The sequence below is a fragment of the Arthrobacter sp. SO5 genome, assembly GCF_020532805.1.
In the GTDB taxonomy this organism is placed as follows: Bacteria; Actinomycetota; Actinomycetes; order Actinomycetales; family Micrococcaceae; genus Arthrobacter.
Map to the genome: position 1 here is coordinate 15,806 of NZ_MQTQ01000101.1, position 15,348 is coordinate 31,153.

16 protein-coding genes and 2 pseudogenes are annotated in these 15,348 nt (G+C 62.6%); 5 read left to right on the forward strand and 13 right to left on the reverse strand.

Annotated features, from left to right (window positions below; translation table 11 throughout):
• On the forward strand, positions 1-622 hold a 622-nt coding region (locus tag BJG92_RS17125), incomplete at its 5' end, for a transposase (protein ID WP_232085187.1).
• Between the two features lie 119 nt (positions 623-741).
• Here BJG92_RS17125 and BJG92_RS17130 read toward each other — a convergent pair.
• The 6 genes and pseudogenes from BJG92_RS17130 to BJG92_RS17155 form a co-directional block, all read right to left on the reverse strand.
• Positions 742-1,397: pseudogene (locus BJG92_RS17130) on the reverse strand (transposase); the annotation flags it as partial.
• Between the two features lie 286 nt (positions 1,398-1,683).
• Entirely contained in the window at positions 1,684-2,940 is a 1,257-nt protein-coding gene (fmdA, locus tag BJG92_RS17135; RefSeq protein WP_232085188.1) for a formamidase, read from the reverse strand.
• Positions 2,941-2,974: 34 nt separating this feature from the next.
• Complete coding sequence (locus tag BJG92_RS17140; RefSeq protein WP_232085189.1) at positions 2,975-3,262, reverse strand: FmdB family zinc ribbon protein; 288 nt, start codon at positions 3,260-3,262, stop codon at positions 2,975-2,977.
• A gap of 33 nt (positions 3,263-3,295) precedes the next feature.
• Positions 3,296-3,934, reverse strand: coding sequence for an AmiS/UreI family transporter (locus tag BJG92_RS17145; protein ID WP_269462135.1), 639 nt, complete (start codon positions 3,932-3,934; stop codon positions 3,296-3,298).
• Between the two features lie 210 nt (positions 3,935-4,144).
• Positions 4,145-4,513 carry a fluoride efflux transporter CrcB gene (crcB, locus tag BJG92_RS17150; RefSeq protein WP_232085191.1) on the reverse strand — a complete coding sequence of 123 codons (369 nt, stop codon included), beginning with the start codon at positions 4,511-4,513 and terminating at the stop codon, positions 4,145-4,147.
• 37 nt (positions 4,514-4,550) lie between these two features.
• Entirely contained in the window at positions 4,551-4,946 is a 396-nt protein-coding gene (locus tag BJG92_RS17155) for a CrcB family protein (RefSeq protein WP_232085192.1), read from the reverse strand.
• Positions 4,947-5,669: 723 nt separating this feature from the next.
• Here BJG92_RS17155 and BJG92_RS18650 point away from each other — a divergent pair.
• Positions 5,670-7,224 (forward strand): annotated as a pseudogene (locus tag BJG92_RS18650) (type I restriction enzyme endonuclease domain-containing protein); the annotation flags it as partial.
• 56 nt (positions 7,225-7,280) lie between these two features.
• Positions 7,281-7,754: a hypothetical protein gene (locus BJG92_RS17170; protein ID WP_232085194.1), complete on the forward strand. Its 474-nt coding sequence runs from the start codon at positions 7,281-7,283 to the stop codon at positions 7,752-7,754.
• A gap of 27 nt (positions 7,755-7,781) precedes the next feature.
• Here BJG92_RS17170 and BJG92_RS17175 read toward each other — a convergent pair whose 3' ends face one another.
• From BJG92_RS17175 to BJG92_RS17185, 3 genes are all read right to left on the reverse strand, one after another.
• Entirely contained in the window at positions 7,782-8,042 is a 261-nt protein-coding gene (locus tag BJG92_RS17175; protein WP_232085195.1) for a type II toxin-antitoxin system RelE/ParE family toxin, read from the reverse strand.
• Entirely contained in the window at positions 8,039-8,287 is a 249-nt protein-coding gene (locus BJG92_RS17180) for a type II toxin-antitoxin system Phd/YefM family antitoxin (RefSeq protein WP_232085196.1), read from the reverse strand. Before BJG92_RS17180 ends, BJG92_RS17175 begins: the two co-directional genes overlap by 4 nt.
• 307 nt (positions 8,288-8,594) lie before the next feature.
• Positions 8,595-9,269: an endonuclease/exonuclease/phosphatase family protein gene (locus BJG92_RS17185; protein WP_308011682.1), complete on the reverse strand. Its 675-nt coding sequence runs from the start codon at positions 9,267-9,269 to the stop codon at positions 8,595-8,597.
• A gap of 191 nt (positions 9,270-9,460) precedes the next feature.
• Between BJG92_RS17185 and BJG92_RS17190 the strand changes: the two genes are divergently transcribed.
• A complete protein-coding gene (locus BJG92_RS17190; RefSeq protein WP_232085198.1) occupies positions 9,461-10,486 on the forward strand; it encodes a restriction endonuclease in 1,026 nt (341 codons plus the stop codon).
• Between the two features lie 251 nt (positions 10,487-10,737).
• Here the strand turns inward: BJG92_RS17190 and BJG92_RS17195 are convergent, their stop codons facing one another.
• The 4 genes from BJG92_RS17195 to BJG92_RS17210 form a co-directional block, all read right to left on the reverse strand.
• Positions 10,738-11,604: a hypothetical protein gene (locus BJG92_RS17195; RefSeq protein ID WP_232085199.1), complete on the reverse strand. Its 867-nt coding sequence runs from the start codon at positions 11,602-11,604 to the stop codon at positions 10,738-10,740.
• Between the two features lie 138 nt (positions 11,605-11,742).
• Positions 11,743-12,141, reverse strand: a complete 399-nt coding sequence (locus BJG92_RS17200) for a DUF898 domain-containing protein (protein ID WP_232085200.1) — start codon at positions 12,139-12,141, stop codon at positions 11,743-11,745.
• A gap of 91 nt (positions 12,142-12,232) precedes the next feature.
• Positions 12,233-12,898, reverse strand: a complete 666-nt coding sequence (locus tag BJG92_RS17205) for a DUF4352 domain-containing protein (RefSeq protein ID WP_232085201.1) — start codon at positions 12,896-12,898, stop codon at positions 12,233-12,235.
• Between the two features lie 55 nt (positions 12,899-12,953).
• Positions 12,954-13,613, reverse strand: coding sequence for a hypothetical protein (locus BJG92_RS17210; RefSeq protein ID WP_232085202.1), 660 nt, complete (start codon positions 13,611-13,613; stop codon positions 12,954-12,956).
• Positions 13,614-13,850: 237 nt separating this feature from the next.
• Here BJG92_RS17210 and BJG92_RS17215 point away from each other — a divergent pair.
• Positions 13,851-15,348, forward strand: a 1,498-nt coding sequence (locus BJG92_RS17215; protein ID WP_232085203.1) for a hypothetical protein, incomplete at its 3' end; no start/stop codon positions are given.

The following is a 15,348-nucleotide window of genomic DNA, read 5'->3' on the forward strand; positions in this document are numbered from 1 at the left end:
ATTCTGGACCGCGTTCCTGCGATCGTTGAAGGCCCGCGGCCTGGACGGGGTGAAACTAGTGATCTCCGACGCGCACAGCGGCCTGAAGAAAACCATCGGCACGGTGTTCCAGGGCGCAGCATGGCAGCGCTGCCGCGTGCATTTCATGAGAAACGTACTCTCGACCGTGCCGAAGGGATCCCAGGACATGGTCGCCTCGATCATCCGCACCGCCTTCGCCCAACCCGACGCCGGACACGTGAACACCCAGTTCGACGAAGTCACCCGGATGCTCGCCAAATCCCACCCGAAGGTCGCCGAGATGCTCGGCGACGCCCGGGATGACGTCCTCGCATTCGCCGGGTTTCCGGCCAGACACTGGCGCCAGATCTGGTCCACGAATCCCATGGAACGAGTCAACAAGGAAATCAAGAGACGGACCGACGTCGTCGGAGTCTTCCCCAACCCGGCAGCCCTTCTCCGGCTCGCCGGCGCGGTCCTCGTCGAGCAACACGACGAATGGGAAGCCGGCGACCGCCGCTACCTCTCCGAGGCCTCCATGACCGAACTCAAGGCCATGAACACGGCACCCGCCACGCCAATAGAGGACCCGATTATGCTCCCCGAACTCACGGCAGCATAATCAAATAACTGACCTGCACGGTGTCGAGAAAACTCCACCACTCAGCGGGACGTAACCAGGATCCGTGGGGCCGTTCATGATTGTAGATAGCTTTCCATTCCGCGGCCAAATAGGTGGCTTCGGCCATGGTCCCCGGCGCCGGGCCCGGTCCGGCGCTTCTTCCGCGCCCTGGGTTTACAGACCAGGCCTTCGTCGCGCCAGGGCCGGCGCACCCGCTTCCTGTTCAGCGCCACGCCGCCCCACTCGGGCTGGGCCCGCAGGTGCCAGCGGGCGTTCCGCCAGCCCCACGCCGGATGCTTCACCGCCACGGCGCGCAGGGCTTCCCGGAGCCGGGCTTCCTCGAAACCCATGTCGGGTTTCTTCTTGCGGAACGCTGACCGGTTCTGGCCCAGAAGCGCGCAGGCGAAGCGTTCGGATGCCCCGAACTTCTCCACCGCCATGCGCACGGCACGGCGGCGGGGTTCGGGGCTCAGAATTTTCCCTTGGCGACCTCGTTGAGAATGTCGATGGCCAGTTCCTTCTCCGCCAGCAGCCGCTTCAGGCGGGCGTTTTCGTACTCCAACTCCTTGGTCCGCTTGGATGACTCGGCGTTCTTCTCGGACCCGTACTGGTTCAGCCAGCGGTACCAGGTCGCCTCGGTGACTTGGATCTCCTTGATGACCTCGACCATCGGGCGTCCGTCGGTGAGCATCTTCTGGCCCTGCCGGACTTCGGCGATGACCTGCTCGGGGGTGTGTCTGCGTGCCGTGATTCGTGGATCTCCTCCCGTGTCCATTCTCGGACACGAAACTCACACAAACACTGGACTTCTGTCCGGGACGCAACCACTATGTCCTGCAGACCAGTCGCCGCGGCCGTACTCCGTCCGCGCTCTGGCCAGCGACCCTTCAAATTTGTCCATCCCAGACGCCACTTCAACGCTAGCGCCGCGGATGGCAGCCGGTCGAGCCGGTTTCGAGGGCAATTGCGGTGAACTAGCGGGACACTCGGTTCCACGCGTGAGGGCGCTCGGCCAGAACTGCACTGGCCGGGCGCCCTCGAAATTGGGTTGATAATAGAGACTATCGGTTGCTTGCCTTTGGCACTCCCATCCCCGGATCAATTTGGTGGGGGCCGGCAGCGGATGGTCGTACATCGAAATCGAAGACCGCTGTCGGAATGTAGACCGTGGAACAGGAGTTGGGGATGTCCACCACGCCGGAGAGGCGCCCCTCGATGGGCACGGCACCGAGGATAACGTATGCCTGCTCCGGGCTGTATCCGAATTTGCCGAGGTAGTCGATGGCGTGGAGGCATGCCCGCTGGTAGGACAGGTGCGAGTCGAGGTAGCGTTGTTCGCCGTCCAGGGTTACCGAGGTGCCGGAGAATGCCAGCCACTGGCTGAACTGAGGGTCGACGTGGCCGGGCATGAAGATGGCGTTTTCGCTCACCCCGTAGGTTTCCATTCCACCCTTGATGATCTCGACCCTGAGGTCAATAAAGCCCCCCATCTCGATCGCGCCGCAGAACGTGATCTCGCCGTCGCCCTGCGAGAAGTGCAGGTCGCCCAGGGAGAGGTTGGCTCCGTCGACGAACACTGGGTAGAAGATTCGGGTGCCTTTGGACATGTTCTTGATGTCCTGGTTGCCGCCGTTCTCCCGCGGAGGGGCAGTCCTTGCGGCTTCCGCGGCGACCCGGTCGAAATCGGACTGCGGAAGGTGTCCAAGGAGCGCGTGCCCGGCCTCGGGCGGAAGTGCCAGGGGCGGCACGCGATTGGGGTTGGTGGCTATTAGGTCGCCCTCGCGCTTGTTCCACTTTGCCAGCAGCTGGGCTGAGGGAGCCGTTCCCATCAGTCCGGGGTGGATCAGCCCGGTGAACGACACGCCGGGTACGTGCCGGGAGGTGGCGACTTGGCCGGTGAAGTCCCAGATGGCCTTGTACGCGTCTGGGAATTGTTCAGTGAGAAATCCGCCTCCGTTGCTGGTGGCGAAGATGCCTGTGTAGCCCCAGCCCTGTCCGGCCAGGGGACCGGAATCCTCCTGCGGGATCGGGCCGACGTCCAGGATGTCCACTACCAGCAGGTCACCGGGTTTGGCGCCTTCGACCGCGAAGGGACCGCTGAGTTTGTGTACCGTCAGCAGCGGGGCGTTAAGGATATCTTCCGCGGAGTCATCGTTCACTATCGCGCCGTCGAACCATTCCCGGCAGTCCACCCGGAATGAATCTCCGGGTTTGACCGTCGCCACGGGCGGAATGTCAGGGTGCCATCGGTTATGGCCGATCTTTTCCTGATCCTCGAACTTCTTGCTGGAGTCCAGGGAAAATATCTTTGCTGGCATTTCAACTCCTTTGAAGGGTGCCGCTTCCGGGCTGTTAGGGTCGCGGCAGTTTCCGATGTAACGGGTTGGATGAATATGACTGGACACGCCGGGGTGTGCCTGGAATCTGCGAGTTCACAATCTCAGGCTCGGATGCGCTGCGATGAGTGGAGTCAATGAGCCGGAACGCCGGGGAACCCGACTTGGATAAATGCGGTGCACTGATCATCCTGCCGGATGGTTTGCCGCAGGATGGGCATGCCAGTGAATCGGGAGCCTCCCCGATCCGGTGGGATGCTTCGAAGGGCGGGTCGTCGGGGCATCGGTACTCATAGATGGTCATGGAATGTTTCCTCTCTGCCCCAGGGCAACTGTGTCAGGCGGCCTGGACCACGTTCGCGGCTGGACCGGGTTGGGCGCTGCTTCGCATCGACTTCCGTCCGAGGAAGTATGCAGCCGCCAGAGAGATGGCGGCCAGTGCCGCGACCAGTGCCGCGAGCGTGTTGTTGGTCTCGTAGCGGCCGAGCAGCAGGAAGAACGCCGGGATGGTGCCGGTCAGGTGACTGATGAAGACCGTGAACCAGCCCGTCATCTTGGTCAGTGAAGATTTGTTCAGCCCCAAAAGGAGGAAGAAAAGGAACCAGAGGACAGCCCACACCCACCAGATGACGCCAAAGACCGGATCGGCTACCAGGCTGAATTGCAGGTACCCGATGACAACTGCGCACGCGGAAACGAAGATGGAAAACCATCCGAGGCCTTCGCCACTGATGCCTGTCATCTGAAGCACACCGACATACAAGTAGGTGAAGCCGAACAAGTAGAGCCCGGCCGCACCGAAAATGACAGAAAGGTCATTGTTCGCCTGAAGGATGATGATGGTGGGGAAGACCACCTGCATGGTCCCCACGAAGAAATTCAGGATGGCGGCCGACTTGCCCGGGATGACACCGACTAGCATGAGGCCGTTGATAAACAAAACTGCTCCTACGTAAAGCAAACCCACGCTGCCCATGTCAACTCCATCGCCAAAGAAATGCAATATTGGAATTCCCCGCAGTAGCGCCAGGTGACAGGGACGCTTTGGCCCAGCTGGCCCCGAGATCGGTATACGCTTATAGGATAGCCGTCGCCTGTGCCGCGGTCTAAGGACTTTAGGCCTATTTACCTGGACCCGGGGCGCGGGGAGAAGCTACGCAACCGCCAACCTGCAAGGGAAACCGGGTTACAGGAGCCTGCCCAGGCCTATCCCGGTGGCGGCGGCCGTTAGCGATAAAACCAGCGTTCCCAGACTATAGATGACGGCCAGACCGCTGCGCCGGGATTGAATCAGCCGGATGGTTTCGACACTGGCAGTGCTGAAGGTGGTGAATCCGCCCAGGAAACCCGTGCCGAAAGTGGTCTGCCACTCTGCCGGAACCCGGGCCGCCAACACTGCGCCGGCGAGCAGGCCAAGTAGTAGAGAGCCGCCCACGTTGATGGCCATCGTGGACAGGGGCAACGGAGTCGGCACTCTTGGCCTCACGAGACTGTCAAGAATGAAACGCATGCCAGCTCCGGCCGCGCCGGCCAGAGTCAGCAGGAGTACGGTCATGGATTCTCCTCCTTCAAAAGGTCCCGATTTCCAAGAATCAACGTTCCGAAGCGGCGCTGCGCGCGAGTGTCCTCCTGTCGAACGCCGCTCCGCACCAGATTCCGGCCCAGCTGGCGAGTGCGCCGCCGAAAAGGCTCAGCGCCAAGTACAGCGCGGCACTCGGGCTGTTTTCCAGCGCCAGGAGCAGCACCGATTCGAGCGCCAGCGCACTGTAGGTGGTGAAACCGCCAAGAAACCCCGTGCCGAGCAGGAGCCGAAGGCTACGTCGTATTCCAACGTCCGGTCCCCGGCGGTGGAGGCCCTCCAGCAATGCTCCGAGAGCCCATGCCCCTGCCAAATTGATGAGCAGTGTGGCGAGCGGCCAGCCGGACGGGGACGGAACCGCCTGCTCAAACCCATAGCGCGACAGCACTCCAAGTCCACCGCCGGTCATGACAAGCGCGATAAAGGAAGCTCTGAGTACATAGTGCTTTGGCTCCCTTGGCGGGGGGACGGCAGCCGGCACGTCGCACCCATCCGTGGGACCCGCCCCGCCGGCGCTCATCCGGAAATCCTTCCCGCCTGGAACCAGGGCTGGGGAATCACGGGACCGGCCCAAGGCCTCAGGCGGGTGCCCCGAAAGTGATCGACTTCTGCTCGGAATCCCCGCCGGCGCTGCTTGCCCATTGGACGGCTTCGGGGAGCACAAGCACGGGCCTCGGACCGGGCGGTTGTGAATAGCACCGCCGGCCTGCCTACGGCGAGCCCGGCCTCGGGAACGCGTTCTCTGGGTGCCTTCTTCGCCATGCTGGTCACATCCGCCCGGCCACAACTGAAATTCGCCTTTGACTGTTTGTCCTTCATCTTAGAAACTGCGCGGCTTTGAGGGAACGGCAACCACGCCTGCCACCGGATATTTCGTCGGCGAGCGGACGCCATTGTTGTGCCCCGGCAGTTGTCGATGTTCTGGAGCCGGACGAGCACGGTGCGGCTTTCCTGCCACTTGCACAGCCCGAAGATGGCCCACCCGGTGCCGATGAAGCTAAGCTGCCGGCCGTGAAGGTATAGTTCTCGCCGGCGTCCTGCTGCTCGCATCGCCCTGGGCTCCTGTTCCGGCGGCACCACCAAGGCCAGCGATGCGAGCCCCGCGGCTGCGCCGTCGTCTGCGGCTACTCTCGTGGTGACGCATTGGGGCAACCGCAGCGCCCGGATGCACAAGTTCATCGAGGCGCCGGGAAAGGCCATGATCGTGGGCGGAACGCGGGAAATCTGCGCGAAGCTGTGCGTGGCGATCGTGGAGCTGCGGCCGGACTGGCACTGGGATGATCTGGGCAAGGGCTGGATCAAGGTGGTGTACTCGGCAACGCGACCGACGTGCCGCCGGTCTCCGACCACGTGCGCCGCGACTCGTTGAACGCCCAGATCAAGGAGCGGCTCAAGGACGTGGACGATGAGCTGGGGCTGGTGATCGTGAAGGACATGATGCTCACCGGCTACGACTCCCCGCCCCTGCACACCCCGTACCTGGGCCGGCCGCTCAAGGGCGCGCTACTGATGCAGACCCTGGCCCGGGTGAACCGCACCTTCCGCGGCAAAGAAGACGGGCTGCTGCTGGCGTATGCCCCGCTGGCCGAGAACCTGGCCAAAGCGCTGGGCGAGTACACGCGCTCGGACCAGGACAAGAATCCGGTCGGGAAGAACATCGACGAGGCTGTTGGCTTGACGGTGTCCCTGGTGGATTCGCTGCCTGCCCTGCTCGCCGGGTACGACTGGAAGTCCGTGCTGATGAAGGGCGGCAACAAGGCGTTCCTGAACGCCGTGAACGGCGCGGTGAGCCATCTGCTAAGCCCGGGCACGCCCGGTAACCAGCCGTCCGACGGCGAGGAGTCGCTCGCCGCCAAGTACCGCAGGTTCTCCAGCCAGCTGTCCAGGGCGTGGGCCCTGTGCTTAGGGTCGGAGACACTGTCTGAGCTACGCCCGGAGATCCAGGTTTACGAGGAGATCCGGGTCTGGATGGCGAAGTACGACGCCGCCGACCGGCAGGCATCTGGTGAGCCTGTGCCCGAGGACATCCAGCGCCTGCTCGGCGAACTGATTGCCTCTGCCAATTCCGCAGGCGAAGTACTCGACATCTACGAAGCCGCCGGCATGCCCAAGCCATCGCTGGATCACCTGACGCCGGAGTTCATCGCCAAGACCAGCAGGCGCGGAACCCGTCCCTAGCAATAGAAGCGCTACGGAAGTTGATCGCCGACGAGTCCGTCGCAACGACGCGCAACAACGTCATCCGCCAGCGGGCGTTCTCCGAACGCATCACCGAGCTGATGAAGAAGTACACTAACCAGCAGTTGACCTCAGCCGAGGTCAACTGCCGAGCTGGTGGAGCTCGCGCGGGAGGTCGCTGCCGAGGCCAACCGCGGTTCGCACTTCACTCCCCCGCTGAACTCGGACGAGCTGGCGTTTTACGACGCCGTAGCCTCGAACGAGTCGGCGGTGGAGGTCCAGGCCGAAGCATCCTGGCGGACATCGCCCGCGAACTGGTGGCCGTGACGCGCCGGGACGTGCGCACGGACTGGACTTTCCGTGATGATGTCCGGGCCAAGCTCCGGTCCTCGATCAAGCGGCTCCTGGTCCGGTTCGGTTACCCGCCGGACAAGCAGCCCGAGGCCATCAAGCCCGTCATGGAGCAGATGGAATCCATGGCGCCCCGGTTTGCTGAGGCACGGGGCTAACCGCACCAGAGTTTCCGCCGCCAGGCGGTCGCAACAACAATACGAAAAATGGGGAAATGACTACTTACGAAACATCCAACGCAATTGCGGGTCCTGATGTACCGCCGGCTCCCGACCACGCACTAAAGCTGAAGGCCAAGCGGCTGAGGCTGGCGAAGCTCCGGTCGGCCAACAGCGCACGGATCATTCTCGGTTCTGTGCTCGGCATATTAATGCTCATCACGTGGTTAGCCAACAATCCCGCTTTTCAGAGTGGCAGCAGCCCGTCGGACTGGAAGTCGGAGCTCAACGCAGCCGATCTGAAGAACACCATGAACAACGGCGAGACAAAAGGCGCCCCGCAGCAGACTGTCGTCAACGGCTGGTACGCCAATGACATCGCCGCTGTTTCTGCTGCGCAGAACACCTACATTGCCGCGAGTTCCGCCAGGAACGGGAATCTTTTGATGCTGCTGGGCATTGGAGTGGCAGGCGAACTGATCATCCGTGGGGCGGAGCGCGCACGTATCAACCGCCGAGCTACCGCGTAGCGACGTTTGCCCGCACGTCGCCGGACCTCACTTCTGGTATACGTCCCGACGGTGCCCTAGGGTTACGACCACTATCAAGAGCACGTCGTCCTGGATGGTGTAGATGATCCGGTAGTCGCCGACACGGACCCGATAACCGGGACGGCCGCTCAAAGCAATTGCCTTGGGCGGCCGTGGGTCCTGGCCGAGCAGCGCGATCGCACCTTGAATGCGTTCACGGTCCTCGGGGCGAACCTTTTTGAGTGCACGGACGGCCGCTGGTCGCAGCTCAATCCGGTAGGGGCTCATGCCCAGCCCAGATCCGCCTTCACTTGTACCCAGGGAATGTTCTCGCCTTCTTCCGCCATTGCTGCATCGAACGCCGCAATGTCCTCGACTTCTTCCAAGGCATCAAGCATCTGCTCATAACGCTCTGGCGATAGTAGAACCGCGGCCCGATGTCCGCGGCGTTCAATAAATACCGCCTCAGACTCGGCCTTTTCGATGAGCTCCGGCAAGTGTGATCGCGCGTCCGTGATGTTGATGGTCGACATGCCTCAAATGTACATCCGAGAGCATCAGATGTACATCTGCTGCATCCCCAACGAGGGGGGACGGACGATGTAGATGGACAGGCTACTTGGTCCAAAGGACCGTTCCCCTGTCCACTAATATCACGGTGGCCTTGGCCTGTACCCGTCTCCCCGTGGACAGGCAAGATGGTCCTTATCTACACCGGCAGGAATGACCCGAGAAGGTCATTCCAAGCAGGGCTCGCGGGAAGTCTCCACTTGCCGCGGGCAGCTCGGTGCAGCGCGCACGAAGGTTGCTGAGCAGGCTTCGGCGCCTTGAAACCGCGTGTCACTGGGCGATGTCCAGGATCAGCGGCATGTGGTCGCTATGCGCCAACCAATCTTCCGAATCCCCTACGCGAAGATCGGCCGGGACGCCGTCGCTCAGGAATGCGAAGTCAATGTGATGCCCGAACCGGAGGTTCCGGGTGTGAAAGTACGTTTTCGTCGGCTCCGCCCCTTGATCTTTCACCGCGTCGCGGTGGTACACGCTGCTGAGTCCAAGCCCGGCAAGCTTTCCGACCAGCATGCTGTGGTTCCTCTTAGGATGCGCCCTGTCCCAGATCGTGTTGCTGTTGAAGTCCCCCATGAGCAAGGCGTTGCCACCGGCGAGGAATCCAGCGTGGCGGTCCACTATCTCATGGGTCACGCGCACATACCTGAGCTCGCGATTCAACTGATGCGCCCAAAGGGCAATGATGTTGAGTCCGTCGATCGAAAAAGGAAGATGCCAGGGCAAATTAGGATCCGCGTGTTCGGAGATTTTGTAGCGGGCGTTGGCGAACCCAATAACTCCGAGGCCTTTGTTAAGGTTGCTGCCGGTCCATGCCGCGAAGGGTTGCTCAGCCGCGGAAATGTCCTTCTTGGCGACCTCCTGGAGAATGACGACGTCGGGCCGCAGCGCCTCGATCAGGTGGCGTTTCTTGTAGTACGCCATAGAGCAGTTCCACGAGACGATTCGCACTGGGTTCCTTTGCGCTCGGCGAAAGTGCTGATGGCATCATACCGGCGCCACTTATGTGAAGGCAGCTTGAACAAGTCCGGCGACGCACAAGGGGACTCAGTCGGCGAGCACCGTAGATCCGCCGTCCTTATCCCCGACGATAGGCTGAACAGGCACATGTAGAGCAGCACCGAGGAAAGATAGAGGCCAACGTGGTCGCAGTATGGGGAATCCACAACGATGCATTGTCGAACGAACTGCTCGACGGCGGTTTTGTCAGCATCGGTTGGGATGCCATTCCTGACATCCGCACCATCGGGAGCGACCGCGATCTCCTTAAGAAGGCATTGGAGCAGGCCTATCCCGAGGCCAAGGCTGGCGCCATCCCCGTCTGGGCCGGAATTCTCCTCCGCTTCGCTTACGAGATGAAGAAGGGCGACATCGTCATCGCTCCCTACCGCGCCGACAGCACACTGAATTTCGGTGTCATCACCGGCGAGTACGAATTTCTTCACGATGCTCCGGTGCACCCGCACCGTCGGTCTGTCCGTTGGATCAAGACCGGAGTCTCTCGCGGTCTGTTCCCACAGAAGGCCTTGTATGAAATCGGCTCCGCACTGACGTTGTTCAAGGTCAAGAAAAACGTCCAGGTATTCGAAAGATTCCTAGAATTCGGAGCCGAGGACATAGCTCAGGAAGAACCAGAGGGGATCGAACCGGAAACCGTCGACGAGTGGATCGAGACCGAGCCAAGCGCTGCCCGATTGGACCAGTTCACCCGCGACTTCATCCTGAAAACTTTGCTGCAAGATCTCTCCCACGAAGAGTTTGAGCATTTCACAGCCGACCTCCTTCGAGCCATGGGGTACCAAGCACGAGTCACGCCGTATTCATCAGATGGTGGCATCGACGTCATTGCGCATAGGGACGCCCTGGGACTCGAACCGCCGGTGATCAAGGTCCAGTGCAAACACACAAGTACCCAGCAGTCGAGGCCTGATGTCCAGCGACTGAGCGGCACCCTGGCGCACGGCGAACTTGCACTCTTCGTCTGTCTGGGCAGTTACAGCAAAGACGCCGTCGGTTATGAACGTGAACGACAAAATCTGCGCCTCCTCACTGGTGCGGACGTCGTCGAACTGACACTCACGCATTATGAGAAGCTGGCACCGCGATGGCAAACACGTATACCCCTCCGTCAGGTCTACGTGGTTGACCGAGCGAACGAGGGGCGGTGAGCCAGCCGGCGGACTGGGGCGCGGTTCGCCGTACTGCTGACGGAGGCATAGTCGCCTAAGCGGACTGAATCTGATTCGGTTCGCCGTGACACTAACTGTAATTTGATGACGCTCGTGCACCAACGCGCGCGCCCACCGCCACCAGGGCCGGAGTCAGATTGGCTACCAAGACTCGCGACCGAGGCTCCTCCGAGAACCCAAATCTGTTCCCGGAGGTCGTGCCGGTTCGTTCCGGGCTCTGGGGGCGGAGGCTAGTCGACTTCTTCGACTTGAAGCTTCGATTCGAGTGCCCTCTCAAGCTCATCGATCAGTTGAGCAGCTGCATCATCAATGTTTGGTGCCACCGTGAATACGGCACGGAGCCGGTCCACGAGATCACCAACAGAGGCACGGGCATCGGCCTTCTCCCACTCTTCTGACCATTCCGTGCGGAGTTCGAAACTGGCGCCCGACGCGAAGATCAAGTACTCGACGTCGGCAAGGTTCAACGGCTCGCTGCCGTCACCAACAAGCGACTTCGACCAGTAGTCCAGGTGCGTAAGGAACTCGCCGTAGCTGCGAGAATCCCAGGGAATCACCTTCAACGGGGCACCGTCGACGTTTTTGCGGAACCAGCGCGAGACAACTGCGTCCATCACTGGCGCAGGAGCCACAGTCGTGACCGAAGCGGTTAGGAAATATAGGTACTTCGTCCCAAAAACGGGGCCAAGATACTTGAGGTAGCCCCGATCTTTCGCACGCCGCTGCTCGATGTGTTCAAAGGCGGCGAGGCCACCCTGCAACCGGGCAATCTTGGCGATTTCCAACAAACGGGCCGGAGCATCATGCGACTCCAGCACGCGCCGCGTTCGAAACGGTCCGTAGCCCACGGGTCCGTATCCCCAGATCATGGCTAGCAAGAATGCGCGTACGGCGGATTCTTCTGTCGTGACGTCGCCAACTAGTTCGATACCGTCGGTCCGGCCGATTGGCCTCACTGGGAGAGACTCGAGAATCGAAGCGTGTTCGGGCAATTGCCGTGCCCAAGCTTGCGGCTTCCAGTGTGAAGGCGATTGTTTCGTGCGGCCCGCTTTCTGCCACCTGTTATACGTATCCTTCAGCGCTTTGGGAGTTTCCATAGGCATAGTGAATCACTGCCGTTCTTAGGTACTTGTCAATTCATCGAGAACGCAGCTCGTCAATGAACTTCCACGGGTGCGATGGCCTTGGCCAACGCAAGAAAAAGCCCTGCCCCCGAAGGGTGCAGGGCCTTCCAGCTACGCGAAGACGGTCTTTTCGACCTTCCACTGCATCAGCCTCGGGTAGACCCAAAAGGTGTAGATGCCCAGCGTGATGATGCTCAGGAGCGCCCATTTGATCCACAGCCCGAAGATGCCCCACCCGGTGCCCACGAACTGAAGCTGCCGTCCATGAAGGTAGGTGTTCTTGGCCCGCCACCGTTCGACCAGGACCAAGGCGAACGGGTAGCAGATCCCAATGGTGCAGATCGTAATCAGGACGCCGAGGATCTGGGTGCCGAACCAGGATGCGGCCCCGCCGCGGAACTGGTAGATCTGAACGCCGTCAACGGTTCCGACACCGGGGGCCACCATGGTTCCGGTGCTCGCGGCGGGCATCTGCCCATACGGTGAAACTTGCTCTTTATTGATGGTCAAGGAATCCCCCAATTGATAATGCACTACGTGAACAGTTGAACTGTAAGCGTCGCAAAGGAGCATGGCCCGCGGACACGGCTCCCCTTCCGCCCTACCCCGGGATTGTGATCCGTGCGGCTTCCTGCATCAGCGGGGTGGAGATCATCACAGACGAAGCACCGGGTGCAATATCGAACGCAACGAAGCCCCGCGCCTTGTCACCCGGCAGAACGTCGCCGGAGCCGAGCTGATTGTCCGCGAAGAGGTTCAGATCAGCTTTGCGCCCACTGGAGTCTTTGGCCGAGAAGTAGAACGGGTTGGAACTGGTCTTGCCCTTCTCCGTTTCCCACAGGACGTCAAGGAGCAGGTAGCTGCCGTTCTTGGGTGCCGTGGCAAAGGCGGTGGACGTCACGGCGTCGGTCCGCACGGCAGAGACGATCGTGATCTTCGCGACGTCGCCGTTGCCCATCTTGACGCTGAACGGGGCGCCGACGGCGGGTCCCGACGGCGCTGCAGGTGCAGCAGCAGCGGGCGGCGCTGCGGAGGGAACAGCAGGTGCCGAAGGGGCAGGTGCAGCGGCAGCCGACGACGGCGCCTCGGCGGGGCTAACGACGCTCGCCTGCTTGGAGCCACCGGAGCACGAACCCAGGGCGATGCCCAGGACGAGGACGCCGGCGGGGATAAGAAAGCGCTTCTTCTTGAAGAACGGCCGCGGCTGAGGCGCTGCCGTCGGTGCGGTCGCAGCGGTGTGCGGCTGTTCGGGGTAATGCTGAGTCATGAGTGGTGCCTTTCTGGGCTGATTCCGGAGTGAATGGGTTGCGCGAAGGTGTGGACTACTGCTTTTCCCACTTGCCGCAGCGGCTGGACTTGAAGTCTTGCCCGCCGGACAGCGCAACTGAGGGCCGGCCGCCGCCGGGGATGTCGTTTTTGATGATGTTGCCGCCGTTGCTTCCGGTGGCATAGATGCCCCAGTAGCAAGTGGCCCCGACGTCGGCCGCCGCCCGGTAGGTGCCGGCCTCGATGTCCTTGCCGACTGTCCAGGTGCCGTCGCCGATGGTGTTGGCCGCCTTCGTCTTCTCGGCGCCGGTCACCGCCTCTTCGCGTTTCTTCACGGCCGCATCGGCAGTCTTGACGGCCGCGTCTGCCTTCCCGACCTCGGTTTCCCGCGCCAGGACTTTCGCTTCGCGGGCGGCAATACCGTTCTGCAGAGTGTCGTACTTCGACTTCATCGAGTCGTAGTCGGATTTGACCGAGTCGCGGTCCGACTCCGCGGCCGCCTTCTCCCCCGCCAGCGCCACATAGGCTTTGCTGGACTTCGGGTCCGGCAGGGTCGTTCCGATGCCGAGAGCGCCGACCAACAGCGCCAGAACGGCCACCACCGGAAGGACCCGTTTCCTCCGTGCCTGCTTGGCCTGATCCTGGGCCGGCCGGGCCTCGCCCAGCACGTCTTTGATGTGCGGTCCCGCCGATTCGGTCGTCTCGGTGTTAAGCATGTTCTCTTCCTCTGTTGTCGGATCGCTGCTGAGCGGCGGCGGGATACCGGTCCCCCAATGCGTGGTTCCCCGCCGCCGTCGCAGCTCCGGAGGATTCCCTCGGCGCTGCAGAACCGAAGCTACGTGCGCCCTGCACCAGCGGGACGAATGAACACTGATAACCCCCCTTATCAGCACCTCCGCAGTAATGTCATCGGGTCCCGTTAGGCTGGGGGTCGACGTCGTAAGGAGGCGCACATGAACGAAGCAGCAGCCCTGCGTATGACGCTTTCGGACGTCGCCGCCCTGGCCCAGGTCCAGCGCCCCGTCGTGTCCATGTGGCGCAAACGCAGCATCGGATCGGCTCACCCGTTTCCCGAGCCCGCAGCGCTGGAAGGCGGCCGTGAACTGTTCGATGCCGGCCATATCGCCAGCTGGCTGGACGCCACCGGACGCGGCAACAACCCGGAAGCCGCCAGCGACGCCGCCGCCTTCGCCCGGATGCCCCGCACCGCAGCCAGCGACAGCCCGGAAAACACCCTGGCCTCCCTCACCGCCCTGCTGGCCCTCAAAGCGATGACCGGCCAGCCGTTGGCCCAGCTGAGCCGGGATGCGCTGCTGGACGTCGCGGACGAGTGCGATCCGGATGACTCGTTTCTGTACTCTGAGCTGGAGGCGCAGGGCCCGTCGCTTACGTCCTCTGCGGCGTTCACGGACCGGCTGGTCGATAGCGCCTACAACGCGGCCGCCGCGTTCGAGCAGCTGCTGGCGGCCCGGTTCAGGGCGGGGCTCCGCGAGCATTCGGACACCGCCCTCACCGAATCCGCCGTGGGGCTGATTTCGGCGGCCGCCGTCGAGCTCGCCGCGGACCTCGGCGGGAACGCCGTGTTTGCCGACTCCACCCGTGGCGGCAGCGATCTGCTGATGGGCGTCGTGCACGCGTTCGGCGAGAGTGCCCCCGTGACGTTTTTGACAGCGGACGACGACGGCGGCGCTGCCCGCCTGGTACGCCGCCGCCTCCGCGTCCATGGCGTGACCGGTGGGCAGATCCGGGTGGATCCCAGCGGCGAGTTTGCCATCCACGGACCCGTGGTCCATGTGGCGCAATACCCGTCCCCCGGCCAGCCGGGCATGGACGCGGCCCAGATTCTCGCGGCTGTGGAGCACCTTGTCCTGCAGATGGACGACCAGCAGCGGGCGGTCATCATCGCCCCGGCGGGGGTGCTCTGCGATGCGCCGCTGGCCGGCAGTCCCGCCGGACTCCGTTCCGGGCTCCTGCGCACGGGCCATGTCCGCGCCATCGTCCGGCTGCCCCAAGGACTCTTGCGTTCCAAGCCACGAGAAGCCCCGGCACTGTGGGTCCTGGGACCGGCCTTCGCCGAGGTTCCTATTGCCGAGCGGTGGACCATGGTGGCTGACCTGAGCACCCGGGACCTCACAGAAGACGTCCGCCAGGACCTCATCAGCGACATCGTCGCGTCAATGGGTGACCGCGCCACCCTCCGCGCCCACTCCTTCCGCTTCGCCCGGCTGGTCCAGACCCGCGTGCTGCTAGCCGGCAGGGGGTCCCTGGTGGCAGCTACACCCCGTGGTCCGGCGCTGGCTGCCGACGGCACCGGCGCCGCCCTTCGCGGGGAGCATCTCGTGCGTCTGCTGCGAACCGGCGGACCTGAAACTATCGCAAACGTGGGCGTCCTTCCGGGCGATCCGAACGTGAAGGCGCAGCCCGCCTCCGTCCAGGACCTGATGACCGCCG

Bases quoted from the DNA above. Each gene is read 5' to 3' on its own strand.
- fmdA (WP_232085188.1), bottom strand. From the start codon at position 2,940: ATGCCAGCAAAGATATTTTCCCTGGACTCCAGCAAGAAGTTCGAGGAT.
- BJG92_RS17140 (WP_232085189.1), bottom strand. From the start codon at position 3,262: ATGACCATCTATGAGTACCGATGCCCCGACGACCCGCCCTTCGAAGCA.
- BJG92_RS17145 (WP_269462135.1), bottom strand. From the start codon at position 3,934: ATGGGCAGCGTGGGTTTGCTTTACGTAGGAGCAGTTTTGTTTATCAAC.
- crcB (WP_232085191.1), bottom strand. From the start codon at position 4,513: ATGACCGTACTCCTGCTGACTCTGGCCGGCGCGGCCGGAGCTGGCATG.
- BJG92_RS17155 (WP_232085192.1), bottom strand. From the start codon at position 4,946: ATGACCGGCGGTGGACTTGGAGTGCTGTCGCGCTATGGGTTTGAGCAG.
- BJG92_RS17170 (WP_232085194.1), top strand. From the start codon at position 7,281: ATGACTACTTACGAAACATCCAACGCAATTGCGGGTCCTGATGTACCG.
- BJG92_RS17175 (WP_232085195.1), bottom strand. From the start codon at position 8,042: ATGAGCCCCTACCGGATTGAGCTGCGACCAGCGGCCGTCCGTGCACTC.
- BJG92_RS17180 (WP_232085196.1), bottom strand. From the start codon at position 8,287: ATGTCGACCATCAACATCACGGACGCGCGATCACACTTGCCGGAGCTC.
- BJG92_RS17195 (WP_232085199.1), bottom strand. From the start codon at position 11,604: ATGGAAACTCCCAAAGCGCTGAAGGATACGTATAACAGGTGGCAGAAA.
- BJG92_RS17205 (WP_232085201.1), bottom strand. From the start codon at position 12,898: ATGACTCAGCATTACCCCGAACAGCCGCACACCGCTGCGACCGCACCG.
- BJG92_RS17210 (WP_232085202.1), bottom strand. From the start codon at position 13,613: ATGCTTAACACCGAGACGACCGAATCGGCGGGACCGCACATCAAAGAC.